At 72.2% G+C, this 24,728-nt stretch carries 19 protein-coding genes; 11 read left to right on the forward strand and 8 right to left on the reverse strand.

The features are described 5' to 3' along the window. Positions 1-297: 297 nt before the first annotated feature. The gene (locus ACZ31C_RS19755) at positions 298-2,088 is read right to left on the reverse strand and encodes a beta-N-acetylhexosaminidase (RefSeq protein WP_465796546.1); all 1,791 of its coding nucleotides are present in this window, start codon (positions 2,086-2,088) and stop codon (positions 298-300) included. Between the two features lie 308 nt (positions 2,089-2,396). Here ACZ31C_RS19755 and ppdK point away from each other — a divergent pair, with 308 nt between their 5' ends. Next, on the forward strand, positions 2,397-5,186 hold the full coding sequence (gene ppdK / locus ACZ31C_RS19760; RefSeq protein ID WP_465796547.1) for a pyruvate, phosphate dikinase: 2,790 nt from the start codon (positions 2,397-2,399) through the stop codon (positions 5,184-5,186). A 60-nt stretch (positions 5,187-5,246) separates the two neighbouring features. Here ppdK and ACZ31C_RS19765 read toward each other — a convergent pair whose 3' ends face one another. After that, complete coding sequence (locus ACZ31C_RS19765; protein ID WP_465796548.1) at positions 5,247-5,747, reverse strand: roadblock/LC7 domain-containing protein; 501 nt, start codon at positions 5,745-5,747, stop codon at positions 5,247-5,249. 291 nt (positions 5,748-6,038) lie between these two features. On the opposite strand from ACZ31C_RS19765, the gene ACZ31C_RS19770 reads away from it, so the two are divergent. From ACZ31C_RS19770 to ACZ31C_RS19795, 6 genes are all read left to right on the forward strand, one after another. Then, entirely contained in the window at positions 6,039-6,392 is a 354-nt protein-coding gene (locus tag ACZ31C_RS19770) for a VOC family protein (RefSeq protein ID WP_449954688.1), read from the forward strand. Beyond that, positions 6,389-7,630, forward strand: a complete 1,242-nt coding sequence (locus ACZ31C_RS19775; RefSeq protein ID WP_465796549.1) for a deoxyguanosinetriphosphate triphosphohydrolase — start codon at positions 6,389-6,391, stop codon at positions 7,628-7,630. The genes ACZ31C_RS19770 and ACZ31C_RS19775 overlap by 4 nt, the downstream gene beginning before the upstream one ends. A gap of 168 nt (positions 7,631-7,798) precedes the next feature. Continuing rightward, the gene (locus ACZ31C_RS19780) at positions 7,799-8,644 is read left to right on the forward strand and encodes a siderophore-interacting protein (protein ID WP_465796550.1); all 846 of its coding nucleotides are present in this window, start codon (positions 7,799-7,801) and stop codon (positions 8,642-8,644) included. Between the two features lie 200 nt (positions 8,645-8,844). Then, on the forward strand, positions 8,845-10,485 hold the full coding sequence (locus ACZ31C_RS19785; protein ID WP_465796551.1) for a BCCT family transporter: 1,641 nt from the start codon (positions 8,845-8,847) through the stop codon (positions 10,483-10,485). Positions 10,486-10,597: 112 nt separating this feature from the next. Next, positions 10,598-12,457: a DNA primase gene (dnaG, locus tag ACZ31C_RS19790; RefSeq protein ID WP_465796552.1), complete on the forward strand. Its 1,860-nt coding sequence runs from the start codon at positions 10,598-10,600 to the stop codon at positions 12,455-12,457. Between the two features lie 2 nt (positions 12,458-12,459). Continuing rightward, entirely contained in the window at positions 12,460-12,996 is a 537-nt protein-coding gene (locus tag ACZ31C_RS19795) for a hypothetical protein (protein WP_396753063.1), read from the forward strand. Between the two features lie 266 nt (positions 12,997-13,262). Here the strand turns inward: ACZ31C_RS19795 and ACZ31C_RS19800 are convergent, their stop codons facing one another. Then, positions 13,263-13,535 carry a flavin reductase gene (locus tag ACZ31C_RS19800; protein WP_465796553.1) on the reverse strand — a complete coding sequence of 91 codons (273 nt, stop codon included), beginning with the start codon at positions 13,533-13,535 and terminating at the stop codon, positions 13,263-13,265. Positions 13,536-14,108: 573 nt separating this feature from the next. On the opposite strand from ACZ31C_RS19800, the gene ACZ31C_RS19805 reads away from it, so the two are divergent. The 3 genes from ACZ31C_RS19805 to ACZ31C_RS19815 all read left to right on the forward strand — a co-directional run bounded on the left by ACZ31C_RS19805 (position 14,109) and on the right by ACZ31C_RS19815 (position 15,420). Next, positions 14,109-14,912, forward strand: coding sequence for a helix-turn-helix domain-containing protein (locus tag ACZ31C_RS19805; RefSeq protein WP_465796554.1), 804 nt, complete (start codon positions 14,109-14,111; stop codon positions 14,910-14,912). Then, positions 14,903-15,094 carry a DUF397 domain-containing protein gene (locus ACZ31C_RS19810; RefSeq protein WP_465796555.1) on the forward strand — a complete coding sequence of 64 codons (192 nt, stop codon included), beginning with the start codon at positions 14,903-14,905 and terminating at the stop codon, positions 15,092-15,094. Before ACZ31C_RS19805 ends, ACZ31C_RS19810 begins: the two co-directional genes overlap by 10 nt. Positions 15,095-15,228: 134 nt before the next feature. Next, positions 15,229-15,420, forward strand: coding sequence for a DUF397 domain-containing protein (locus ACZ31C_RS19815; protein ID WP_465796556.1), 192 nt, complete (start codon positions 15,229-15,231; stop codon positions 15,418-15,420). Positions 15,421-15,533: 113 nt separating this feature from the next. Here the strand turns inward: ACZ31C_RS19815 and ACZ31C_RS19820 are convergent, their stop codons facing one another. From ACZ31C_RS19820 to ACZ31C_RS19840, 5 genes are all read right to left on the reverse strand, one after another. Beyond that, on the reverse strand, positions 15,534-16,481 hold the full coding sequence (locus tag ACZ31C_RS19820; RefSeq protein ID WP_465796557.1) for a TAXI family TRAP transporter solute-binding subunit: 948 nt from the start codon (positions 16,479-16,481) through the stop codon (positions 15,534-15,536). Positions 16,482-16,564: 83 nt separating this feature from the next. Further along, the gene (locus tag ACZ31C_RS19825) at positions 16,565-16,984 is read right to left on the reverse strand and encodes a roadblock/LC7 domain-containing protein (RefSeq protein WP_117231037.1); all 420 of its coding nucleotides are present in this window, start codon (positions 16,982-16,984) and stop codon (positions 16,565-16,567) included. After that, entirely contained in the window at positions 16,981-19,413 is a 2,433-nt protein-coding gene (locus ACZ31C_RS19830; RefSeq protein WP_465796558.1) for a sensor histidine kinase, read from the reverse strand. Before ACZ31C_RS19830 ends, ACZ31C_RS19825 begins: the two co-directional genes overlap by 4 nt. Positions 19,414-19,551: 138 nt before the next feature. Further along, positions 19,552-20,571 (reverse strand): TAXI family TRAP transporter solute-binding subunit, encoded by a 1,020-nt coding sequence (locus ACZ31C_RS19835; protein ID WP_465796559.1) that lies wholly within the window; start codon positions 20,569-20,571, stop codon positions 19,552-19,554. A 17-nt stretch (positions 20,572-20,588) separates the two neighbouring features. After that, positions 20,589-22,811: a TRAP transporter permease gene (locus ACZ31C_RS19840; protein ID WP_465796560.1), complete on the reverse strand. Its 2,223-nt coding sequence runs from the start codon at positions 22,809-22,811 to the stop codon at positions 20,589-20,591. A 670-nt stretch (positions 22,812-23,481) separates the two neighbouring features. On the opposite strand from ACZ31C_RS19840, the gene ACZ31C_RS19845 reads away from it, so the two are divergent. After that, positions 23,482-24,537 carry a YihY/virulence factor BrkB family protein gene (locus ACZ31C_RS19845; RefSeq protein WP_465796561.1) on the forward strand — a complete coding sequence of 352 codons (1,056 nt, stop codon included), beginning with the start codon at positions 23,482-23,484 and terminating at the stop codon, positions 24,535-24,537. Positions 24,538-24,728 lie beyond the last annotated feature (191 nt).

A 24,728-nucleotide genomic window follows, 5' to 3' on the forward strand; every position in this document is an offset into this window, starting at 1 on the left:
CCGACCCGGGTTCCCGGGGGGTGCGGCGCCGGGGGAGGCGTCGCGGTCATGCCATGTACAACCCCCGGCCCGGGCCGATGATTCCGCGATCGGGGTGGCCGGGACCACCCCGCAAGCGGGCACGAATCGCCCATGCAGGCATGAAACTTCTCGGATAAGACGGATCTAACGGTCGAATCGGGCGGCACCTCGCGCCCGGAGCGCCCGTCGCCGAGACCTCGGCACCGCCTGTTCCGCGCGAACCCGCCGACGCCTTCGGCGCGGTGTTAGGAGGGGTCCCCTGCTATGCACGAGGCGTTAGCAGGGGACCCTTCCTTGCACCTCCGACGGAAGTCGGGAGGTGGGGATGTCGGCATCGGTCGGCCAGGGGAGCTCGGGTGCGCGGTGGAAGGTGATGCCGGCCCGGGTCCAGCGCGGGCCGTGCCCGGCCAGTCGTCGACGGAAGGCGTCCCAGTCGTGGGAGCGGCGGGGGGACCAGCCCAGCTCGGCGATGGCGGGTAGGCGGGGCAGCAGCATGAACTCGATCTCGGCGAGGTTCGTCACCGATTCGGTCCAGAGCGGCGCCTCCACCCCGAGCACGGCTTCGGTCGGTACGCCCGTCAGGTGCGTGGCGGGATCCCACTCGTACGCCCGGCGTACGTCGACGAGGCCGGCCCAGTCGTGTCCGATCGGCGTGTCCGGGGCGTACTTCATGTCCAGGTATGCGTGGTTGCCGGGGGAGAGGATCAGGCGGGCGCCCCGACGGACCGCGTCGGCGGTCTGCGGGTCGTCGCCGTTCGTGCCCCACCACTGCAGGATCCGCCCGTCGACGTGCCCGGCCGGGGCGATCTGGTGCCATCCGACGACCGTCTTGCCGAGCCCGGCGACGATCCGCTGCACCCGCTCGACGAACGCGGCGTAGACGTCGGCGGGCACCTTGAACGCCTCGTCGCCGCCGATGTGCAGCCACCGTCCGGGGGTGAGTGCGGCGATCTCGCCGAGCACGTCGGCGACGAAGTCGTACGTCCGCTCGTGTGCCGGGTCGACGTAGCTGAACCCGACCTCGGTGCCGGTGTACGGCGGCGGGGCGGTCCGGTCCGGGGCGAGTTCCGGGTACGCGGCCAGCGCGGCGTTGGTGTGCCCGGGCAGGTCGATCTCGGGGATGACGGTGATGTGCCGGGCTGCGGCGTACGCCACGATCCGCCGGTAGTCGGCCTGGGTGTAGTACCCGCCCGGCCCGCCGCCGACCTCGGTCGCCCCGCCGACGGTGCTCAGGTCGGGCCAGGAGTCGACGGCGATCCGCCAGCCCTGGTCGTCGGTGAGGTGCAGGTGCAGCCGGTTGAGCTTGTACCGGGCCAGGTGGTCGACCACCCGCAGCACGTCGGGTACGCCGAAGAAGTGCCGGGCCACGTCGAGCATGGCCCCCCGGTGCGGGAAGCGGGGCCGGTCGAGGATCGATCCGCCGGGCAGCACCCAGCGTCGGGTCACCGGGGTGGGGCTCTCGATGTCCGCGGGCAGCAGTTGGCGCAGCGTCTGGACTCCGTGGTGGAGGCCGGTGGCGGTGCCGGCGGTGAGTCGTACGCCGTCGCGGGTGACGTCGAGCCGGTAGCCCTCCGCGCCGAGGTCGGGATCGCCGGTCAGGTCGAGGGCGATGCCGCCGGCCGGGGTGGGCGCGGCGGTGTCGGTCACCGGCAGCGGGTACCCGGTGGCGGGGCGCAGCAGCGCGGCGAGCTGCTCGGCGACGGCCAGGGCGGCGGGTTCGGCGCTGACCCGGATCACCGTGTCGGCGGTGAGCAGGTGGTCGGCGGTGGCGTCCGGGGTGACCCGTTCCGGGGCCGGCACCACGTCGTCGAGCCGGACCGGCGCGGGCCGGGCGAGCTGGGCCGTCGCCTCCCGCGCGGCCGTCTCCGCCAGCTCCCCGGTGGTGCGTGCCGCCCCGCCGACCGGGTCGACGGCGGCGACCTCCCGAGCGGCGACCGCGCCGACGGCGGTGGTCTCCGGCGCGGCGGGTGGCGTGCGGTCCGTCGTGCTGCCGGTCCGCGCGGCGGGTACGCCGGCCGGGCCGGTGCTCTCGAGCGGTACGGGGGCGCTGGCGGGGGGTGTGGACACGACGACGGCTCCGAGGGGTGTAGTCGCGGCGGTTCTGGCAATGGTGCGAGCGTGACGCTGTGTGCCGTCAAGAGTACGGGGAGGCCGGCCATTGCGTATTCGTGCACGTGGAAACGTTCCCAAAGACCGTGACGAACGCGTGCGGTCGTGATTGCTGTGCCCATTGTCACCGAATGCTCCCGAGGCTCGCGAAGTTCGCTTAGCCTTCGCCCACCGATCGGAAAAGTCCCCCGGATTACCAGTGGTCGATCCCGGGGCATTCGGAAACTGAACTCTCGTTAAGTGTCAATCCGGGCGCGTGGGAGGCTTTGGTGACGCAGGAAACGGTCGAACACAAGTACGTCTACGACTTCGCCGAGGGCAACAAGGACCTCAAGGATCTGCTCGGCGGCAAGGGTGCCAATCTGGCCGAGATGACCAATCTCGGCCTGCCGGTTCCGCCCGGCTTCACCATCACCACCGAGGCGTGCCAGGCGTACCTCGCCACCGGGGCGGAGCCCGACGGGTTGGCCGACCAGATCGCGCGCCACCTGGACTCCCTGGAACAGGGGATGGGCCGGCGGCTCGGCGACCCGGACGACCCGCTGCTGGTCTCGGTGCGGTCCGGGGCGAAGTTCTCCATGCCCGGGATGATGGAGACCGTCCTCAACGTCGGGCTCAACGACCGCTCGGTGGTGGGCCTGGCCCGGCAGGCCGGCGCCTCCACCGGTCCGGCCGCCTCCGGCGGCAGCGTCGGTCCGGCCGCCTCCGGCGGCAGCGCAGATTCGGCCGCCTCCGGCGGCAGTGACAGATTCGCCTGGGACTCCTACCGGCGGCTGATCCAGATGTTCGGCAAGACCGTCTGCGAGGTGCCGGGGGAGGAGTTCGAGCAGGCGCTCGACGAGGCCAAGCGGGCCCGGAACACCACCGACGACCTCGACCTGGACGCGGACGACCTGCGGGGACTCGTCGACACGTACAAGAAGATCTTCCGGAAGCACACCGGGCGCGACTTTCCGCAGGAGCCGCGCGAGCAGCTCGACCTGGCCATCCGGGCGGTCTTCGACTCGTGGAACGCGGAGCGGGCGGTGGTCTACCGGCGGCAGGAGCGCATCCCGGCCGACCTCGGCACCGCCGTCAACGTGGTGGCGATGGTCTTCGGCAACCTCGGGCCGGACTCCGGCACCGGGGTCGCCTTCACCCGCGACCCGGCCAGCGGCGCGCAGGGCATCTACGGCGACTACCTGGCCAACGCCCAGGGTGAGGACGTCGTCGCCGGCATCCGCAACACCGTGCCGTTGCAGGAGCTGGAACGGATCGACCGCACGTCCTACGACGAGCTGCTCGACTACATGGCCCGGCTGGAGCGGCACTACCGGGACCTGTGCGACATCGAGTTCACCATCGAGCACGGCAAGCTCTGGATGTTGCAGACCCGGGTCGGGAAGCGGACCGCCGCCGCCGCGTTCGTCATCGCCGGTCAGCTCGTCGACGAGGGCCTGATCGACCTGGACGAGGCGCTGCACCGGGTCAACGGCGCCCAACTGGCCCAGCTCATGTTCCCGCGCTTCCAACTCGACCACGGGTTCCAGCCGGTCGCCACCGGCATCGGCGCCTCGCCGGGCGCCGCCGTCGGCAAGGTCGTCTTCACCTCGGCCCGCGCCGTGGAGCTGGCCGGCGAGGGCCAGGACGTGATCCTGGTCCGTCGGGAGACCAACCCGGACGACCTGAACGGCATGATCGCCGCGCGCGGCATCCTCACCTCGCGTGGCGGCAAGACCAGCCACGCCGCCGTGGTGGCCCGGGGGATGGGCAAGACCTGCGTCTCCGGCGCCGACGAGCTGGACATCGACGTGCCCGGCCGGCGGTTCACCGTGGCCGGGCGGACGGTCACCGAGGGCGATGTGGTCTCCATCGACGGCACCACCGGCAAGGTCTACCTGGGCGAGGTGCCGGCTACGCCGTCCGAGGTGGTGCAGTACTTCGAGGGCGAACTCGACCCGGAGACCACGGACGACGCGCTGGTCCGGGCCGTACACCGGATCATGTCGCACGCCGACGCCGCGCGGCGGCTGGCGGTACGCACCAACGCCGACACCGCCGCCGACGCGGCCCGGGCCCGGCGTTTCGGTGCCGAGGGCATCGGGCTCTGCCGCACCGAGCACATGTTCCTCGGCGACCGGCGTGAGCTGGTCGAACGGCTCATCCTGGCGCGGGAGGCGGAGGAGCGGGAGCAGGCGCTGGCCGCGCTGCTGCCGTTGCAGCGGGCGGACTTCGTCAGGATCTTCCGGGAGATGGACGGGCAACCGGTCACCGTCCGGCTGATCGACCCGCCGCTGCACGAGTTCCTGCCTCCGCTGGAACAGCTCGCCGTCGACGTGGCGGTGGCCCAGGAGCGCGGCGAGGACGTCGCCAAGGAGGAGGCGCTGCTGGCCGCCGTACGCCGGATGCACGAGGAGAACCCGATGCTGGGGCTGCGCGGCGTACGCCTCGGCCTGGTGATCCCCGGCCTGTTCGCGATGCAGGTACGGGCGATCACCGAGGCGGCGGTGGAGTGCACCCGGCAGGGCGTACGCTCCTGCCCCGAGATCATGGTGCCGCTGGTCGGGGCCGTGCAGGAGCTGGAGACGGTACGCGCGGAGGCAGAGCGGATCATCGGCGAGGTGGTCGGCGGCAGCGACGTCGAGGTGCTGATCGGAACGATGATCGAGGTGCCCCGGGCGGCGCTGACCGCCGGGCAGATCGCCGAGGCGGCCGAGTTCTTCTCCTTCGGCACCAACGACCTGACCCAGATGGGCTGGGGGTTCTCCCGCGACGACGTGGAGGGTGCCTTCTTCTGGCGCTACCTGGAGCTGGGCATCTTCGGGATCTCACCGTTCGAGTCCATCGACGCGGACGGGATCGGCCGACTGGTGCGGATCGCCGCCGAGGAGGGACGGGCCGCCCGCCCCGGGCTGAAACTCGGGGTCTGTGGCGAGCACGGCGGGGACCCGGACTCGGTGCACTTCTTCCACTCGGTCGGGCTGGACTACGTCTCCTGCTCGCCGTTCCGGGTGCCGGTCGCCCGGCTGGAGGCGGGGCGGGCCGCGGTGGTCACGGCGGGCTCGGACAGCCGGTGACGCGGACGGGTCGGTGGACATGCGTCCACCGGCCCGGTATCGGGGAGCACTGTCCCGGGCTCACATCGGCGGGCGACGCCAGGTGATGTACGGGTCGCGGTGCGGGCGCCGGCTGGGCAGGGTGGCCATCGGGGTGCGTACCGCCAGCGGGGCGTGCGGATCGGGGCGCTGCGTCGGCAACGTCGGGCGGTGCCGGGCGGCGAGCGCGGCACCGGTCCGGTCGACGAGGCGCCGGGCCTCCTCGCGCAGCGCGACCAGATCCGCGCCCGGCTCGGCGACCAGGGTCAGCAGGGCGTCGCGGCCGGCGGGGTAGGTGACGACACAGCCGGCGGCGGTGTGCACCACGGACTCGTGGAACTCACCGCGTCGGACGGTGGTGGCCATCCGGTGGCCGAGGCCGAAGCTGGCGGCGGCCAGGGCAGCGAGGTGGGTGGCATCGGTCGTGGGCAGGTCGCTGGAGATCAGCAGGCCGTCCATGCCGGCGAGGACCACGCCGGCGATCTCGGGGCGGCGGCGACGCAACCCGCGCAACTCGGTGCCCATCATCGTTTCCGCGTTCACGAGCGTGTCTCTCCCACCGGTCGTGTCTCCGCCTCAACAAGTGACGTTCCGCAGTGGCGACGCTACCTGTCGGCGTCAAGTTAGGCGATCCCGTGACCGTCGGCAATCGGTCGGCAACTCTCGACTGATCGGGGGATGTGACCACGACAGGGGCACGTCGTGGCCGGGCCGCACCGGCCGACCGGGCGTAACCTGGGCTCGCCCGTGGACCGTCGTCGCGAAGGGTGGCCGGATGGAACCGCGTACCGCACTGCTGGGAAGCCGAGCCGACGGCCGGGCGGCGGTGCCGGCATGACCAGCGTCTGGACGCATCTGACCGTGGACGCCCGCGACCCGGGCCGGTTGGCCCGCTGGTGGGCCGAGGCGCTCGGGTACCAGGTGGTGCGCGAGCTGCCGCACGAGGTGGAGATCCGGGAGTCCGCCGACCGGCTGCCCGGTCTCCTGTTCGTGCGCGGGAGCGGGGTCAAGGAGGGCAAGAACCGGCTGCACCTCGACCTGCGCCCGGCCGACCGGGAGGCCGAGGTGGAACGGCTGGTCGACATGGGGGCGCGGCACGTGGACGTCGGCCAGGACGGCGACGACTGGACGGTGCTGGCCGACCCGGAGGGCAACGAGTTCTGCGTGCTGCGGCAGGCGGGGGATTGAACGCTGACGGCGCCGAGGCGCGCTGGGTGGCGGAGCCGGCCAAGGACGCCGGCCACGGCCGGTCCCCGTACGAGCGGGACCGGGCCCGGGTGCTGCACTCGGCGGCCTTCCGGCGGCTCGCCACCAAGACCCAGGTGCACACGGCCGGCACCGACGACTTCCTGCGTACCCGGCTGACCCACTCGCTGGAGGTGGCGCAGATCGCCCGCGAGATGGGCGCGCGGCTGGGCTGCGACCCGGACGTGGTGGACACCGCCGGGCTCGCCCACGACCTGGGGCACCCGCCGTTCGGCCACAACGGCGAGGCGGCGCTGGACGTGGTGGCCGCCGACTGCGGCGGCTTCGAGGGCAACGCGCAGACGTTGCGCGTGCTCACCCGCCTGGAGGCCAAGGTGTACGCCGCCGACGGCACCTCCGCCGGACTGAACCTGACCCGCGCCGCGCTGGACGCCGTCGGCAAGTACCCGTGGACCCGCCGACCCGGCCGGCGCAAGTTCGGGGTGTACGCCGACGACCTGCCGGTCTTCCAGTGGTTGCGGGAGGGGAGCCCGGCCGGCGAGCGGCGCTGCCTGGAGGCGCAGGTGATGGACTGGGCCGACGACGTGGCGTACTCGGTGCACGACGTCGAGGACGGCATCCACGGCGGGTACCTGACCCTGGAGCCGTTACGGGTCGACGCCGACGAGCGGGCCGGGCTCTGCGCCGACGTGGCCGCCGTCTACTCGGCCGAGTCGCCCGACTACCTGGGGCAGGCGCTGCTGGACCTGCTGGCCGATCCGGTGTTCGCCCCGCTTGCCGGGTACGACGGCAGTCACCGGGCGCAGGCCGCGCTCAAGGCCACCACCAGCGTGTTGACCGGCCGGTTCGTGGCGACCGCGGTGGCGGCCACCACCGACCGGTACGGGCCCGGGCCGCACCGCCGGTACGAGGCCGACCTCGTCGTACCCCGGCCGTTGCGGGCCCGGTGTGCGCTGCTCAAGGGCATCGCGCTGCGGTACGTGATGCGCCGTCCCGGCGCGGCGGCACGGTACCAGCGGCAACGGGAGATCCTGACCGATCTGGTGGCCGTGCTGGCGCGGCGGGCGCCGGATCTGCTCGACCCGGTGTTCGCGCCGTCGTGGCGGGCCGCGTCGGACGACGCCGCCCGGTTGCGGGTGGTCGTCGACCAGGTGGCCTCGCTGACCGATCCGGCCGCACTCTCCTGGCACACCCGCCTGCTCGGCACGGGTGAGATGTAAGGAAGCGATGTAAGGAAGGGTCCCCTGCTAACGCCTGGTGTATAGGAAGGGACCCCTCCTAACATCACACCCCGTCACACCCCGTCGCGTGCCGTCGGGAGGCGGTCGGGGGCGGGGATCGGGCACCGGGGTGGACGACCCCCGGGCGAGTTAGGTTAGCCTAACCAGATGACGGAGCGCCCGATCAAGGTCACCACCGCCCGCGTGCTGCGCACCGAGCGGCCCACCGCGCACGTGATCCGGCTGGTGCTGGGTGGGGAGGAACTGGTCGGGCTGCCGCTCGGCGAGTACACCGACACCTACATCAAGATCGTGTTCCCGGTCGACGGGGTCGACTACCCGCGCCCGATGGACCTCGCCGCGATCCGGCGCGAGCTGCCCCGGGAGCACTGCCCCCGGCTGCGGGCGTACACGGTCCGGAACTGGGACGCGGCGACCGGGGAGATGACCGTGGACGTGGTGCACCACGGCGACGAGGGCCTCGGCGGGCCGTGGGCCGCCGCGCTGCGCCCCGGCGACGAGGTGCTGTTCGTCGGCCCCGGCGGGGCGTACGCGCCGAGCCCGGAGGTGGACTGGCACCTGCTGGTCGGTGACGAGAGCGCGATGCCGGCGATCGCCGCGTCGCTGGCCCGGCTGCCGGCCGGCGTGCCGGCGTACGTCTTCCTCGAGGTCGACGGCCCACTCGACGAGCAGCCACTGCCCAGCCCCGGCGCGGTCGCGGTGACCTGGCTGCACCGGGGTGCCCGGCCGGTGGGCGAGGCGCTGGTCGACGCCGTACGCGGGCTGGACTTCCCGCCCGGTGAGGTGCAGGCGTTCGTGCACGGCGAGGCGGGTTTCGTCCGCCAGTTGCGCAAGCTGTTGCGGGTGGAACGGGGTGTGCCGCGCGACGCGCTCTCCATCTCCGGCTACTGGCGGCGGGGCCTGGACGACGAGGGATGGCGGGCCAGCAAGTCCGACTGGAACCGTCAGGTCGATCTCGACGAGCAGGCTCCGGTCCCCGCTCCGGTCGGTTGATCAAGGGCTTGACGAGCCCTTTCCCTCGAACCCTGTTAACGTCATGATCCAATTGGGTTCGAGGTGCCCGAACCCTCCGTGACGTTCCCGTCCCCGTCGGCGGCCACTGCGTGCCGCTGATCCCCTGGTCCCGCCAGGGTGATTCGTGCTGATTGCGGCACGTGGTGGCGCGGGAACCGGAGGATTGGTTCGGGGTGACCATGAGTGACGAGGTACCGCAGCGGCCCGATCGGACGTCCGGTGAGATCGACCGGATAGTGCTCGGGCTCAGCATCGGCGGAGTGCTGGCCGTGGTGGTCTGGGGCGTGCTCGCGAGCGACTCGCTGGCCAGCTTCGGCGAATCCGGTCTGGCCTGGGTGACCAGCACGTTCGGCTGGTTCTTTGTGGTCGCCGCCAACGCGTTCCTGGTGCTCGCGGTGGTGCTGGCGGTGTCCCGGTTCGGCCGGTTACGGCTCGGCAAGGACGACGACGAGCCGGAGTTCAGCACGCTCGCCTGGATCGCCATGATGTTCAGCGCCGGCATGGGCATCGGCCTGGTCTTCTTCGCCGTCGCCGAGCCCATCCAGCACTTCACCACCCCGCCACCGGCCAGCGGTGTCGAACCGCAGACCGAGGCGGCCGCCGGGGCGGCCATGCAGTACACGCTGTTCCACTGGACGCTGCACCCCTGGGCGATCTATGCGGTGGTGGCGCTGGCGTTGGCGTACTCGACGTTCCGCAAGGGCCGGCAGAACAGCATCTCGGCGGCGTTCCGGCCGCTGATCGGCGACCGGGCCGACGGTGGCCTGGGCCGGACGATCGACCTGCTGGCCGTCTTCGCCACCGTCTTCGGCTCGGCCACCAGCCTCGGCCTCGGCGCACTCCAGGTCGCCGCCGGCCTCGACCTGGTGGCCGGCATCCCGGACAGCACCGCCGTCGAACTGGTGGTGATCGGCGCACTCACCCTGGCCTTCGTGATCTCCGCCTTCACCGGCCTGCACAAGGGCATCAAGTGGCTCTCCACCGTCAACGTGCTCCTCGCCGTGGCGCTGATGCTCTTCGTGTTCGTGGTCGGTCCGACCATCTACACGCTGGAGGTGCTGCCCGCCTCGATCGGCAACTACCTGGACGACCTGGTGGTCATGTCCACGCGTACCGGAGCCTTCTCGGACCCGGCGTGGCTCGGCGGCTGGACCATCTTCTACTGGGCGTGGTGGATCTCCTGGGCGCCGTTCGTCGGTACCTTCATCGCCCGGATCTCCCGGGGCCGCACGGTCCGGCAGTTCGTGATCGGCGTCCTGCTGGTGCCCAGCGGCGCCAGCGCCGTCTGGTTCGCGATCATGGGTGGCAGCGCGCTGCGGACGCAGACCACCGGCAGACGTGACCTGGTGGCCGACGTCGCCGCCAGCACCGAGCAGGCCCTGTTCGGGCTGCTCGACGCGCTGCCCCTGGCGGCGCTGACCAGCGTGCTGGCCATGGTGCTCATCGCGCTGTACTTCGTCACCAGCGCCGACTCGGCCTCGCTGGTGCTCGGCTCGCTGACCTCGCGGGGCGCGCTCCGGCCGCACCGGGTGCTGGTGGTCTCCTGGGGTGTGCTGATCGGCGCGGTCGCGGCGGTGCTGCTGCTCGCCGGTGGGCTCGACGCGCTCCAACAGGCCACCATCATGATCGCGTTGCCGTTCGTGCTCGTGATGCTCGGGCTGGCCGCCTCGCTGGTCAAGGACATGTCCGACGATCCGCTGCTCAAGCCACCGAGCCGCCCCCGGCGGTCCGGCCTGGCCGCCGCCGTCCGCACCGCCCGCTCCTACGGCGAGGAGGACCCGCCGCCGGTCCGGCGCTACCTGCGTCGTCGTCCTCGCTGACGCTTCGCGGGTGTTAGGAGGGGACCCCTGCTCTACCGCAGGCGTTAGTAGGGGGCCCTTCCTTACACCGTCGGTGGGGCAGGGCAGGATGTAGCCCGAGGAGGTGGCCGACATGGCGGGGCGGATTCGGGACGAGGACATCGCGCTGGTCCGCGAGCGTACGTCGATCGCCGAGGTCATCTCCGACACGGTGACGCTCCGATCGGCCGGCGGCGGCAACCTCAAGGGGCTCTGCCCGTTCCACGACGAGAAGTCTCCCTCGTTCAACGTCTCGCCCGCCCGTAACGTCTGGTACTGCTTCGGCTGCGGCGCGGGCGGCGACGCGATCAAGTTCCTGATGGACGCCGAGCACCTCAGCTTCGTCGAGTCGGTGGAGCGACTGGCCGAACGGGCCGGCGTGCAACTGCGCTATATCGAGGACGACCGGTCCGCCCCGCGCGCCCGCCCGCAGCAGGGCCAGCGGCAGCGGCTCGTCGCCGCGCACGCCGCCGCCGTGGAGTTCTACACCGGGCAGCTCACCACCGCCGGGGCGCGTACCGCCCGGGAGTTCCTGGCCGAGCGGGGATTCGACCGCGCCGCCGCCGAGCGGTACGGCTGCGGCTTCGCCCCGGAGGGCTGGGACCCGCTTACCAAGCACCTGCGCCAGCGCGGGTTCACCCACGACGAGCTGGTCACCGCCGGGCTGTCCCGACCGGCCCGCTCGGGCAGCCTGATCGACCGGTTCCGGCGTCGGCTGCTCTGGCCGATCCGCGACCTGACCGGCGACGTGATCGGCTTCGGCGCCCGCAAGCTCTTCGAGGACGACGACGGCCCGAAGTACCTGAACACCCCCGAGACGCCGATCTACAAGAAGTCGCACGTGCTCTACGGCATCGACCAGGCCAAGCGGGAGATCGCCAAGCAGGGCCGCGTGGTGGTGGTCGAGGGGTACACCGACGTGATGGCCTGCCACCTCGCCGACGTGCCGACGGCCGTGGCGACCTGCGGCACCGCGTTCGGCGCCGACCACATCGGCGTACTGCGCCGGCTGCTGCTGGACACCGACGCGGTGGCCGGCGAGATCATCTTCACCTTCGACGGGGACGCCGCCGGGCAGAAGGCCGCGCTGCGGGCCTTCGAGGACGACCAGCGGTTCGTCGGGCGTACCTTCATCGCGGTCAGCCCGGACAACATGGACCCGTGCGAGCTGCGCCTGGCAAAGGGCGATCTGGCCGTACGCGACCTGGTGGCCCGCCGCGAGCCGCTCGTCGACTTCGCGCTGCGACACATGCTCAACCGCTTCGACCTGGACACCGTGGACGGCCGGGTGGAGGCGATGCGCCGGGCGGCCCCGCTGGTGGCCAAGCTCAAAGACCAGGAAAAGCGTCCCGAGTACGTCCGCAAGCTCGCCGGTGACCTCGGCATGGAGATCGAGCCGGTGCAGCGGGCGGTGCTGGCCGCCGCCTCGGGGCGTCCGGCGGATACGCCGACGCGTTCCGCCCGCCCCGAACCGGCGGTGGACAGTCCGCAGTCGATGGTCGAGCGGGAAGCCCTCAAGCTCGCTCTCCAAGAGCCGGCGTTGGCCGGGCCGATGTTCGACGCGGTCGAGGCGAGCGACTACCGGCACCCGGTGCACGTGGTGGTCCGGGAGGCGGTGACGGAGGCCGGCGGTGCCGCCTCGGCGGCCGGTGGCGCGGTGTGGATCGAGTCGGTCCGGGACGCCTGCGGCGACCTGGCAGCCCAGGCCCTCGTCGGTGAGCTGGCCGTGGAGCCGCTGCGGATCGACGGCGAGCCCGACCCGAGGTATGTCTCGATCACCATGGCCCGCCTCCAGTGGGGCTCGGTCACCGCCCGCATCCGGGACCTCAAGTCGCGGATCCAGCGGATCAACCCGGTCAACAACAAGGACGAGTACTTCGCCACCTTCGGCGAGTTGTTGTCGCTGGAGCAGCACGCCCGCGCGCTGCGCGAGCAGGCGGCAGGAGGGCTGTAGAAATGGGACTGTTCCGCCGCCGACGCAAGCTGCCGCAGGCCGACCGGCCACCACTGGAGCGCGACGAACGGGTGCTGGCCTGGTCCGCCGCCGGCAACGGCGAGGGCGACGGCGTGGTGGTGGCCACCAACCTGGGGCTCTGGCTGCCCGGACGCGGCCACCGGATCGGCTGGCACGACATCGTCAAGGCGGTCTGGTCCGGCCGGGAGCTGACCGTCACCCCCGGCGAGCAGGTCGCCGAACGGGACGGGTACGTGGTGGTCGCCGACTGTCCGGCCGAGCGCTACCTGCTGCTCGATCCCGGTGAGCTGCCGCACCAGATCCGGGCCCGGGTCACCAAGTCGGTCGCGTACACCCAGCACCACGCTGTTCCCGGTGGCGCCGGTCGGATCGTCGGCCGGCGGGTGTCCGGCGTCGACGGCCTGACCTGGATGGTCCGCTACGACCCCGGCACCCCCACCGACGCCCCGGACGTACTCGCCGAGACCGACCACCTCGTCGCCGCCGCCCGCGCCGCCACCACCCCCACCGACCTCTGACCCGCGCCGCTCCCGGGTCCACCCCCGCTCTGCCCGCCTCGCCGCCCCACCGCCTTGCTCCGGCGGCTGTCCTCGCCGTCCGCCGGGGCGGTCCCTCACGCTGATCAGGCGGCCCTCACGCCGATCATGGAGTTGTGGCACCCGGAATGATGTGTTTTACCCTCTTCTGTCCTCGCCACAACTCCATGATCGGCACGGGTCGGGTGGCGTGGGGCCGGGTGCCGTGGGGCCGGGTGGCATGCGGTGGGTGGGGCAGTGTGGGGTGGTCAGCGGGGGCGGGCCCAGGTGAGGAAGCGGGCGGCCAGCGCTTCGGGTGGGCAGGTGCCGGCCAGGTCGTCGGCGGCGTCGTACATCATCGAGCCGAGATAGACGAGCAGGCCGGTACGGTTCTCCCGGTACTCGCCCAGCAGGGCCAGCCGAGCCGGTGAGCACGGCCAACGGGCACCGCACACCCGGCACCGCCAGGACGGTCGGGCCGCGACGTGGGGGCGGTAGCGGGCCGTCAACGGTCCCTGTCCCCGGGGAGCGACGGTATCCACCGCCCGGCGTTGGCCCGCCACCGTCCGGCGAGGGTGAGCCACCCCAGCGGGCCCGGGCCGTTGAGCGGAAGCATCTCCGTCGGCGCGGTCGCCCAGACAGGGCGCTCGGCGGTGGCCTGCCCGATGGTGGCTCGCCCGGCGGTGGCCTGCCCGGTGGCGGGTCGCTCGGCGACGGCCTGCCCGGTGGTGGGTCGCTCGTTGGTACTCCGCCTGGTGGTGGGTGGCTCGCTCGGAAGGCGTGGGGTGGACGGTTGCCCGGTGGGCGGCTGCGCGAGCCCGGTCGGCGGCGGGTTGGTGTGCGCTCCGCGTCGGGGGAGCGGGATGGGGGCGGCCGGGGGCGGGCATCGCCAGAATCGGAATCGCATGGGTGGGCCTCCGTCGAGGTGAATGGGGCGCCGGCCGAGTCGGGTACGCCGACGCCCCGGCCTGGTTCCGCCCGCCGTCCGATCCCGTGAGCGGTCCCGCTGCGTGACAGTCTGGTGAGGACGCGACTACGGTGGGAGGCTTGGCGCGGTGACGACGAGCGAGTCCCGAGCCGTCCCCAAGCGGTACGACGATGTACGGAGGGTGTCCGTGGACCGCTCGTCCATGCTGGAGCATTTCGCGGAGGAGTTACGGCTGGTCAGAGCCGCCGCCGACATGTCGCAGACCGCGCTGGCGGAGTCGCTCAGCTACTCGGCGGCGCTGGTGGCGAAGGTGGAGACCTGCGAGCGGAAGCCGAGCCTGGACTTCGCCCGCCGCTGCGACGCCGTGTTCGCCGCCGACGGACGCTTCGAGCGCATCCAACGCCGACTCAGCCGGGAGATCCTGGTGCCGTGGTTCCGGGACTGGCCCGGCATCGAGGCGGAGGCCACTGCGCTGCGCTGGTTCGAGCCGCTGTGTGTGCCGGGGCTGTTGCAGACCGAGGCGTATGCCCGCACGTTGCTTACCGGCGGTGGGCTGTTCGCGCCGCACGAGGTCGAGCAGCAGGTGACGACCCGGTTGGACCGGCAGACCGTGCTGACCCGCGAGCGTCCGCCGATGTTCACCGCCGTCGTCGACGAGTACGTGCTGCGTCGGCGGATCGGTGGACCGGAGGTGATGCGGGAGCAACTGTGCCACCTGGTGAAGCTCGGCGCGACCGTGCCCCGGCTCCGGATCCAGGTCGTTCCGCTCTCGGCCGGCGCCTATCCCGGGATCAACGGCCCGTTCGTGGTCGCCAGTCCGCCGCACGGGGAGGACGTCGTCTATCAGGAAGGACAGCTCCACGGGCAGGTGGTGGACCGTGCCGACTATCTGCGGCAGATGGTCGAGGTTTGGGAGTCGATCCGGGGTGAGGCACTATCGCAACAGCAGTCCCTCGATCTGATCGCGGAAGTGGCGGAGACATGGAATTGACTGACGCCCGGTGGCGCAAGAGCACTCGTAGCAACGGGCAGGGTGGTGCCTGCGTGGAGGTGGCCGACAACCTGTCGGGTGTGGTGGGCGTACGTGATTCCAAGGACCCGACCGGGCCGGTGTTGGTCTTCGGTCCCGGCTCCTGGCGTGCGTTCGTCACCCAACTCGCCGAGCGCCCGTAGCGGCCCTCGACACCTGGAGTCCGCGTCAATCTTGGACAGTTTCCGTTAGTTCCAAACGGTAAGTGTCCAAGATTCGGCGCGGGGCATTGGGCACGACGGGTCGACGGTGTCCCGATGACGGAGGTGGCGGAGAGATGGAATTGACTGACGCCCGGTGGCGCAAGAGCACCCGCAGTGGTCCCGACGGCGGCAACTGCGTTGAGGCGGCCGACAACCTGTCCGGTGTGGTGGCCATACGTGATTCCAAGGATCCGGTCGGGCCGGTGCTGGTCTTCGGCTCCGATTCCTGGCGTGCGTTTGTCACCCAGCTCATCGAGCGCCCATAGCGGACGCCGGGCAGGACCCGGAAGGATCTTGGTACGTGAGCGCCGCTCCCCGAGGGCACTTTCGCGCCAAGATCTATCCGGATCGGAACCACCCCACGCGAGGGCGGGCGGGGTCAGCCGCCCCGGTAGTAGCGGGCGGCGCCGGGGTGCAGGGGGATCGGGTCGGTGGAGGCAGCGCTCTGACGGTCGAAGTTGCGCGCCTCGGGATGTGCCAGGGCCAGGTCGGTCTGGTACGTGAAGAGGAGTCGGGTCAGGTCGTACGCCAGTTGTTCGGGCATGTCGGCGTTGACCAGGATCACGTTGGCCACCGTGACGGTGGGGGTGCCACTCGGCGTGTCGTAGGCGTCCTTGGGCAGCTCGGCGGTGGTGTAGACCGAGCCGTGTTCGGCGTTGAGCGGCTCGACCAGCTCGGCGATCGGCAGCAGGGCGAACTGGTCCGGCGCGCCGCTGAGCAGGTCGGCGATGCCGGGGGTGGGTAGGCCGCCGGAGAAGAACATCGCGTCCAGGCTTCCGGCGCGCATCCGGGTGACCGTCTCGGGCAGTGACAGCCGGGCCCGGCGTACGTCCCGTTCGGGGTCCAGCCCGGCGGCGGTGAGCAGCCGGGCGGCGATGACGTCGGTGCCGGACTTGGGTGAACCGGTGGAGACCCGCTTGCCGCGCAGCGCCGCGAGGTCGGTGATCTGGGCGTCGGCGCGGACGATGACGTGGGTGTAGTTGCTGTAGACCCGGGCCAGGGCCCGGACCGGGTGGGGTCGGCCGTCGAACGCGCCACGGCCGGCGCTGGCGTCGGCGGCGGTGTCGGCCAGGCTGAAGGCGATCTCCATGTCGCCCTCGACCAGGCGGGTGATGTTCTCGCCGGAGGCTCCGGTCGGTTCGGCGCGGGCCTCGTAACCGGGCAGGTGTCGGCTGATGATGTCGGCGTACCCGCCGCCGAGCTGGTAGTAGACGCCGGTGGTGTTCCCGGTGGCCAGGAAGATGCGCCCGTCGTGCCACGGGCGGGGCTCCGGAGTGGCCTCGGCACCGCAGCCGGCGACGAGCGCGACCGCCAGCACCGCCGCCACCAGACGCCGACCCCGCCCGCGAACCCCGGCACCCGTCCTGCGACCTGCGGCGGCAGGCACGGGAGCGCGAACATCCGGCCCGGTCACGCCGGTACCCCGCCGTGTTCCGCCCAGGTCCGGGTCGCCGGTTCGAGGGCCTCGGCGACCCGCTGGACCAGGGTGGCCGTCTCGTAGCCGATCTGGCCCAGGTCGCATCCGGCGGAGGCGAGCACCCCGATCAGGGCGCGGTCACCGACCGCCATCACCAGCAGCACTCCGCCGTCCATGTCGACGATCTGCTGGCGTACCCGGCCGGCGGACATCAACCGCGCCGCGCCGACGGTCAGGCTGGCCAGACCGCTGATCACGGCGGCGAGCTGGTCCGCCTGGTCGGTGGAGAGGTGGGGCGAGGCGGCCAGTCGCAACCCGTCGCCGGAGACGGCGAGGGCGTGCGACACGTCCGGAACCTGCTCGGCGAAGTTCGCCAGGAGCCAGTCCAGGCCGGCGCTGACGTTGGGCATCATTCTGGTCTCCCGGTGTGTCTGGTCTGCTGGTTGCGTCGCATCGCCTGGGCCACCCCGGCCGACAGGGCGGTGAGTCGGGCTCGGACCACCTCGGGGTCGAGCAGGTCGGCGTCGGCCGATGGGGGTGGAGTGTCCTGCAGTTCGGACTGCAACCCGCCGCCACGGGTACGCCGGGGCAGCCCACTCGCGGTAGCCGCGCCGGCTGTCGACCAGGTGGGTCGACCGTCCGAGGGGGCGTGCGCCGACCAGTCCGGCGGCGGTTGTCCCGCCCCGGCACCGGGCCAGCTCGGCGGTGCCTGGCCGGGCCCGACGCCTGCTCCGACGCCCATCCCGGCACCTGCCCCAGCGCCCATCCCGCCACCCGACCAGCCGGACGAGCCGTTGGCGGCGGCGTGGACCACCGGCAACGTCATCGTCGGGGCCCGGTGGACGTTGAACTGCTCCGGTGCGGTGCCCACGTCCACCCGGGGCCGCCCCACCCCGATGCCGCCGGGCGTACCGTCGGGCGACCGGAACCAGGCGGCACCCGGCGGCGTGGCCCGGGGTGCGGCGGACGGCCGTCCCTTGACCTCCTCGACCCGGGTGAGGATCGCCTCGGGGACCTCCACCTGGGCGACCGTGCCGGCACCGGCGCTGTGCAGCCGGACCTGCACGCCGTGCCGTGCGGCCAGGTGGGCCACCACGTGCAGGCCCATGCTGCCGGCCGCCGCGCTGGACAGGACGGCCGGTGCGCGCAGCCGCTCGTTGATCTCGGCCAGCCGGCCTTCGCCGATGCCGATGCCCTGGTCGTGTACGCGCAACGTGAGCCCGTCGACCGTACGTCGACCGTCGACGTGCACCGGTGCGTGTGGCGGGGAGTAGGCGGTGGCGTTCTCCAACAGCTCGGCGAGGAGGTGGACGAGGTTGCCTACGGCCGAGCCGTGCACTGCGGCGGCCGGTACGTCGATCTCGACCCGGGCGTACTCCTCGATCTCCGACGCGGCACCCCGGACCACGTCGGCCAGCAGGTGCGGGCCCTCGTGCGAGCGGCCCGGTTCGCCACCGGCGAGGACCAGCAGGTTCTCGCCGTTACGCCGCATCCGGGCGGCCAGGTGGTCGAGCGCGAACAGCCGGGCCAGCGCGTCGGGATCGGTCTCCTCCTGCTCGAACTCGTCGAGCAGACGCAATTGCCGGGTGATCAGCGTACGGATCCGGCGGGCCAGCGCCTCGACCATCCGGGTCACGTCCATGCGCAGCTCGGCCTGCTCACCGGCGAGCCGCAGGGCCGCCCGGTTGACCGTGTCGAACGCCTCCGCCACCTGGGCGATCTCGTCGCGCCCGCGACTGATCCCGGCGGTGGCCTGGGAGGCCGGACCGGCACCGGAACCGCTGTCGCCGGCCGAGATCGCGGTGATCCGCTCGGGCAGTTCCCGGTGCGCCATGGTCAACGCGGCCACCCGGAGTCGCCGCAGCCGGCGGCTGGTGCGTACCGCAAGCATCGCGGCGGCGATCAGCGAGGCCAGCGCCAGCGCACCGGTGGAGCCGCCGGTGACCAGCGCCCGCTGGCGGGCGTCGGCGGCCAACGCGGCGGCCCGGCGGTCGAGTTCGTCGGAGAGTTCGCGGCCCAGCAGGTTGTACCGGCGGATGGTGCCGCTCTGTGCCACGAACCAGGCGTCGCCGTCGGTGCCGAGCGCGGCCGGCTCGCGGTCCGCGTTCAGCGCGCTGTCGCGCATCCGCCGGGCGGTGGAGACGTCGCTGCTCTCCATCAACCGGGTGTACGTGGCCGTGGCGTCCGCACCGGCGATCCGGGAGAACTCGGCCTGGCGCTGTTCCGCCGCGCCCCGCAGTCGGCCCAGCCGGACCAGTTCGCCCTCGGCCAACTCGCCCCGGACGAAGACGGTGCGCAGCAGGTCCCGTTCCAGCGACGCCAGGTGCTCCTGGGCGGCGACTGCGGCCACCTCGCGGGCCCGGTTGGCCAGCTCCGGGTCGCGGACCTGGGCGGGCAGCGCGTCGGCGACCGTGAGCAGCGACTCCACCAGTGCCACGTAGGTCGGGTCGGCGGTCGCGGAGCCCAGTGCGGCCACCCGGGCCTCGTCGAGTTGGACGAGGTGTTCGTCCACGCCGTCCAACGAACGGCCCAGGTCGGGAGCGGCCCGCCGGGCGTCCCCGCTGGCCGATCGGTACCGCGTCACGGCCTCGTCGACCCGCTGCCGCTGGGCGTCAACCAGTTGCCGGCCGGAGGTCCCGCCGCGCTGACGCAGGGCTGCCGTCTCGCCGAGCTCCCGCTCCACCTCGTGCACCAGTGACACGGTGGCGGTGGCGGTGCCAGCCAGCACCCGGGCGCGTTCGGCGTCGCGGGTGGTCGACAGGGCGCTGTCGGTCTGGATCGCGCCCAGGGCGAGCAGTCCGGCGGTGGCGACGAGGATCGGTGCGAGAAGCTGCGTACGCACCGACCACAGTCGACCAGTGTGATCGGACGGACGGTTGTGCCGGCGTACGCGCGCCAGTGAGGGCAGCGGCACGGGGGTCTCCCGAGGTAGGGGTGGCCGGGCCGGGCCCACGGGAGGCACCGGCCCGGCCAGGGTCGGTCAGCTCGCGCCGAGGTCCTGCAACGCCTTGTCCGCCCCCCGGTGCAGACCGACCGGGTCGGTCTTGCGGGCGGTGTCCAGAGCGATGCCCTTGGCAGCGGGGTTGGCCTGGGCCAGCGCGTCCTTCTTCTCGAACACCGTCCGAGTGATCGCGCAGGCCACGTTGGCGTCAAGGTCCTTGCGGACGAGCAGCACGTTGGGGACCACGATGGTCGGGGTGTCCGCCACAGTGGAGTACACGTCCTTGCCGATCGTGCCGGCCTGGTACGCGGGGTTCAGTTCGCTCATCTTAGGCAACAACGGCGTGATGTCGACGAACTTGACCTTGTCCCCGGCCGTGGTGAAGAGGTCCGTCACACCACCGGTGGGTACGCCGCCGGACCAGAAGAATCCGTCCAGGCTGCCGTCCTTTACGCCCTCGACCGTCTTGGTCAGGTCCAGACGCTGCGCCTGGACGTCTGCGGCCGGGTCGAGTCCGGCGGCCTCCAGCAGGCGGTTCGCGATGACCTCGGTGCCGGACTTGGGGGAGCCGGTGGAGATCTTCTTGCCCTTCATGTCGGCCACGGAGTTGATCCCCGCGTCGGCCCGGACGACCACCTGGGTGTAGTTGTCGTAGATCCGGGCCAGCGCCTCGACCGGCTGCGGCGCGGTGAAGGTGCCCTTGCCCTGCACCGCGTTGACGGCGGTGTCGAAGAGCGAGAACGCCACGTCGTACTGGCCGCCGACGAGCTGTTCGATGTTCTGCACCGACGCGCCGGTCTCGGCCGCCGTGCCGGTGAGCCGACCCTCGGTGCTGTTCGAGAGCTGCCCGGCCAGGGCGTTGCCGACCACGTAGTAGACGCCGGTGGCGTTGCCGGTGGCGATGCCCACCCGGGTGTTCTCGGCCACCTCGCAGGTGACGGCGTTCGCGGTGTCGTCCGTGGCGGCGGCGCCCTGACGGCCGCCGCAACCTGCGGTGCCGGCCGCGACGAGGGCGAGTGCTCCCACTCCCGCCACGAGCCGCACGTTGATCCGTCCCACTCTTGCTCCTTCCTCGGTCATGCCGGTGATCCGGCCCGCGTCCCACCGGAGGAGCCGGTGGATCCGCGTCGTACGAAGACGCCCACCGCCATGGCGCCGGCCAGTACGGCACCGATCGCGACGGGTACGGGTTCCAGCCAGAGCAGCGTGAGCCCGGCGACCGCGCCGAGCACGCGTTCCGGTGCGCCCGCCGGGCCGACCCCGGGCAGCCAGCCGCCCGCCGCCACGGCCAGCACCGCGACGCTGAGCGCGGTGACCGTCCCGGCGACGAGGATCCGTTGTGGACCACCCATGCCGAGCAGGCCGAGCCCGGTCGGGGTGACCACGAAGGCGAGCGGGATGAGGTAGGCCGGCAGCGCGTACCGCAGGGTGTGCCACATGGTCGGCACCACCCGGCCGCCGGTGACCGCGGCGGCGGCGACCGCGGCGAGCGCGGTCGGCGGCGACACCTCGGACAGCACCGCGAAGTAGAAGACGAACATCGCCGCGGCGGGGGCGCTGACGCCGAGGTCGAGCAGGGCCGGGCCGATGATCACCCAGCCGATCACGAAGGACGCGGTGACCGGGATGGCCAGGCCGAGCAGGCTCAGCGCGACGGCGGCGAGCAGCGCGGTGAGCGCCAGCACCACCGCCGGATCGGAGCTGACCGCACCGGCGGCGTCGACCAGCAGCGCGGCGGCCTGCGGCCCGAGCCCGGTCTTCGTGGTGGTGGCGGTGATGATGCCGGCCGCCGCGCAGACCACGGTGACCGCGAGCACGCCGCGCGCGCCGCCGGAGAACGCGTCGAGCAGTCGGGGTGGGGTGAGTCGGTGCTTCCGGTCCAGGTAGGACAGCACGATGGCGAGCAGGGTCGCCAGCACCACCGCGCGGGTGGCGGACACGCCGACGGCGAGCAGACCGACGATCGCGAAGAGCGAGGCGAAGTGGTAGCCGGAGCGGGCCAGCAGCCGCCAGGCCGAGGTGGCCGGCAGGGCCGCCGCGCGTACTCCGGAGCGGCGCGCGTCGATCTCCACCGAGAGCACGATGCCGAGGTAGTAGAGCACCGTCGGCACCATCGCCCAGCCCAGCACCTGGAGGTAGGAGACGCCCAGGTACTCGGCGATGATGAACGCCGCCGCGCCGAGCGTGGGCGGGGAGAGGATGGCCCCGACGCCGGCCGCCGCGAGCATGCCGCCGGCCCGTTCCGCCGGGTAGCCGGCGCGGCGCAGGATCGGCCAGGTGACCGCGCCGATGCTGACGGTGGTGGCGGCGCCCGAGCCGGAGACGGTGCCGAGCAGGAAGCCGGAGGCGACGGCGGTACGGCCGGCGGCGGTACGGGACCGGCGGAACGCCGCGGCCGACAGGTCGACGAAGAACCGACCCGCGCCGGAGCGGTCGAGCACCGCACCGTAGATGGTGAACAGCACGATGTAGGTGGCGGCCACGTCCAACGGGGTGCCGTAGAACCCGCTGTCGGAGTTGTAGAAGGCGTCCACGATCTGCCCGAAGTCCAGCCCGGCGTGGGCCACCGCCCAGGTCTGCGGCAGCAGTCCGCCGTAGTAGCCGTAGCCGAGGAAGACCAGGCACACCACGGGCAGGATCCAGCCGGTGGTGCGTCGGCACGCCTCCAGCAGCAGGAGCAGCAGGACGGTGCCCATCGCCACGTCGGCGCCGACGAGCAGGCCCTGCCGGTCGAGGAAGGCGTCGTAGCCGCCGCCACCGCCGGCCAGCGCGACCGGCAGCACCGGATAGAGGCAGGCGGCGAGCGCGGCGACTGCCAGTGCCCAGTCGACCCCGCTCGGCCCGGTGCGTGCCGGGCGGGCCTGCGCCGGGGGCGGGACGTCCCGGTCGGTGCTCGCATCCCGGTTGCGGCGCAGTCGGGGCAGGCGCAGGTCGGCCGGGTACGCGAGGAAGACCAGCGGGAGTACGCCGGCCAGGAAGAAGATCAGGTAGTACTTGCTGCCCTGGGCCAGTGGGCGGAACACCTGCCAGAGCGCGAGCAGTGCCACGGCCAGGGTCGCGCCGGTCAGCAGGACGGCGATCGGCCCGGTCAGCGTACGGCCGGGCTTCTCGTCCTCGAACCGGCTGGCCAGTTCCCGCGCGTCCACCTCCGGCGGCGCGTCGGTGTCCCCGGGGGCGGGACGGTCGCCGGGCGGGGCGCTCGGGTCGGTGGCGCGATCGGGGCCGGACCGTTGCCGGGGGACGGTGTCCGGAACGGTCCCGACGGTGCGCGGATCGGCCTCGGGGTCGGCCTCCGCCACGCGGGCACGGGCGCGATTGCCCTCGGGTCCGGAATCATCGGTGAATCGGATAGCCGACACGAGGGGGGACGATACGCGAATTGACACTTCGTTGGGAACATTGTCGATCATCGTTTCCCTGAGTGACTTTCATTTTGTTTCAGTCACTCCCCGCTGCGGATGTTTCAGAATCGGTTTCGCGATCTGCGCGGGACGTGCGCGTTAGTCTGCCAAGCGCGCGGAGCGGGGCCGTGTGGCCGCGCCCGTTTTATCCTTCTTGAGGCATTCGGCTGTCATATGTTGGCGTCGAAATGCCAGCGAATCAATTACTCTCCGTACATGTGGTGACGGAGGGTGGCGGCGTCGTTCCCGTGGCTCGCGGCGGTCGTGGAGGCGGTGGCGCGGGTGCCGACGCGCTGCCTGGCGTAATTCGGTCGGCGCGTCACAGTTGACAACGCACAGCCGATGAGTGACGCCTCTCCGGTGCTGTAAGCGCCATTTCCCGTACGCATTTCCCGGACCCGGACCGGATTCGCGACGGCCGGTGGGGCGGCGGGGTGGCGACGGCGCAGCGATGTGGTCGGCGGCACGACCCACCCGCCGGTCGGCGCCCGGGGCTGGTGGGTGGGGTTACCCGAGCGTGCTGGCGGGGCATGTCTCGGGCGAGAACGTCGAGGTGAGGGGAGGGGCGATGGCCTCCGAGAAGTCTTCCCGTCCGGACGGGCGCGACGCGGTGCGGCGGCCCGCCGTGGATCCCGGCAGCGGTGCGGAGCACCCGCCGGCCGACCGGGACACGCCCGACGGGCCGACCCGCCTGTCCCGGGACGAGTGGGTGGCGGCGGCGCGGCGGACCGTACGGGAGTTCAGCTCCGACGGCCTGACCGACTGGGCGGCCGCACTCACCTACTACGGCGTGCTCTCCATCTTCCCCGGCCTGTTGGTGCTGGTCTCGTTGCTCGGTCTGCTCGGCCCGGCCGCCACCCAGGGTGTCCGGGACACCGTCGACCAGGCGGTGCCGGAGCAGAACATCCGCCAGATCATCGACGCGGCCATCGACCAGGCGCAGCAGAACGGCGGCCTCGCCGGCCTCGCCGCCGTGATCGGTCTGCTCGCTGCCTTCTGGTCGGCCTCCGGCTACGTCGCCGCCTTCATGCGCGCCTCGAACGTCATCTACGACGTGCCGGAGGGGCGCCCGATCTGGAAGACCCTGCCGATCCGGGTCGGGGTCACCGCCGTGATCGGGGTGCTGCTGCTGGCCAGCGCCGTGATCGTGGTGTTCACCGGCCGGTTCGCCCAGCAGGTCGGTGACGCGATCGGAGTCGGCCGCACGGCGGTGACGGTCTGGGACTACGCCAAGTGGCCGGTGCTGCTGATCCTGGTCAGCCTGATGTTCGCCATCCTCTACTGGGCGTCGCCGAACGCCCGGCAGGGCGGTTTCCGTTGGGTCAGCCCGGGCGGGGTCCTGGCGGTGGTGATCTGGCTGCTGGTCTCCGGTGTCTTCGCGCTCTACGTGGCCAACTTCGGCTCGTACAACAAGACCTACGGAGCCCTCGCCGGCGTGATCATCTTCTTGGTCTGGCTCTGGCTCAGCAACGTCGCGGTCCTGTTCGGCGCCGAGTTCGACGCCGAGCTGGCACGCGGCCGGGCGATCGCGGGCGGCCTGCGCCCGGTCGACCGGGAGCCGTACGTCGAGCTGCGCGACGACCGCAAGCTGAAGGACGAGGGTGAGGCGCCGCCCGCTAGCTGATCGGAGGCAGCCCGGGTCCGACCGTCGGTGATCGACGGGCGGGCCCGGGCTTGTCGTGCCCGGTCGGATCCGCGTCGTCGCGCTCCGGGACGGCGGCTCACCCGGGTGGCTGTCGGCAGGCCGGCGACCACCATCTGCCACGGCGCGAACCGCCTGAGCAACCCTTTTCTTGATCCACTTGAAGCTTTTGT

This window comes from Micromonospora sp. NPDC023869, assembly GCF_055559695.1.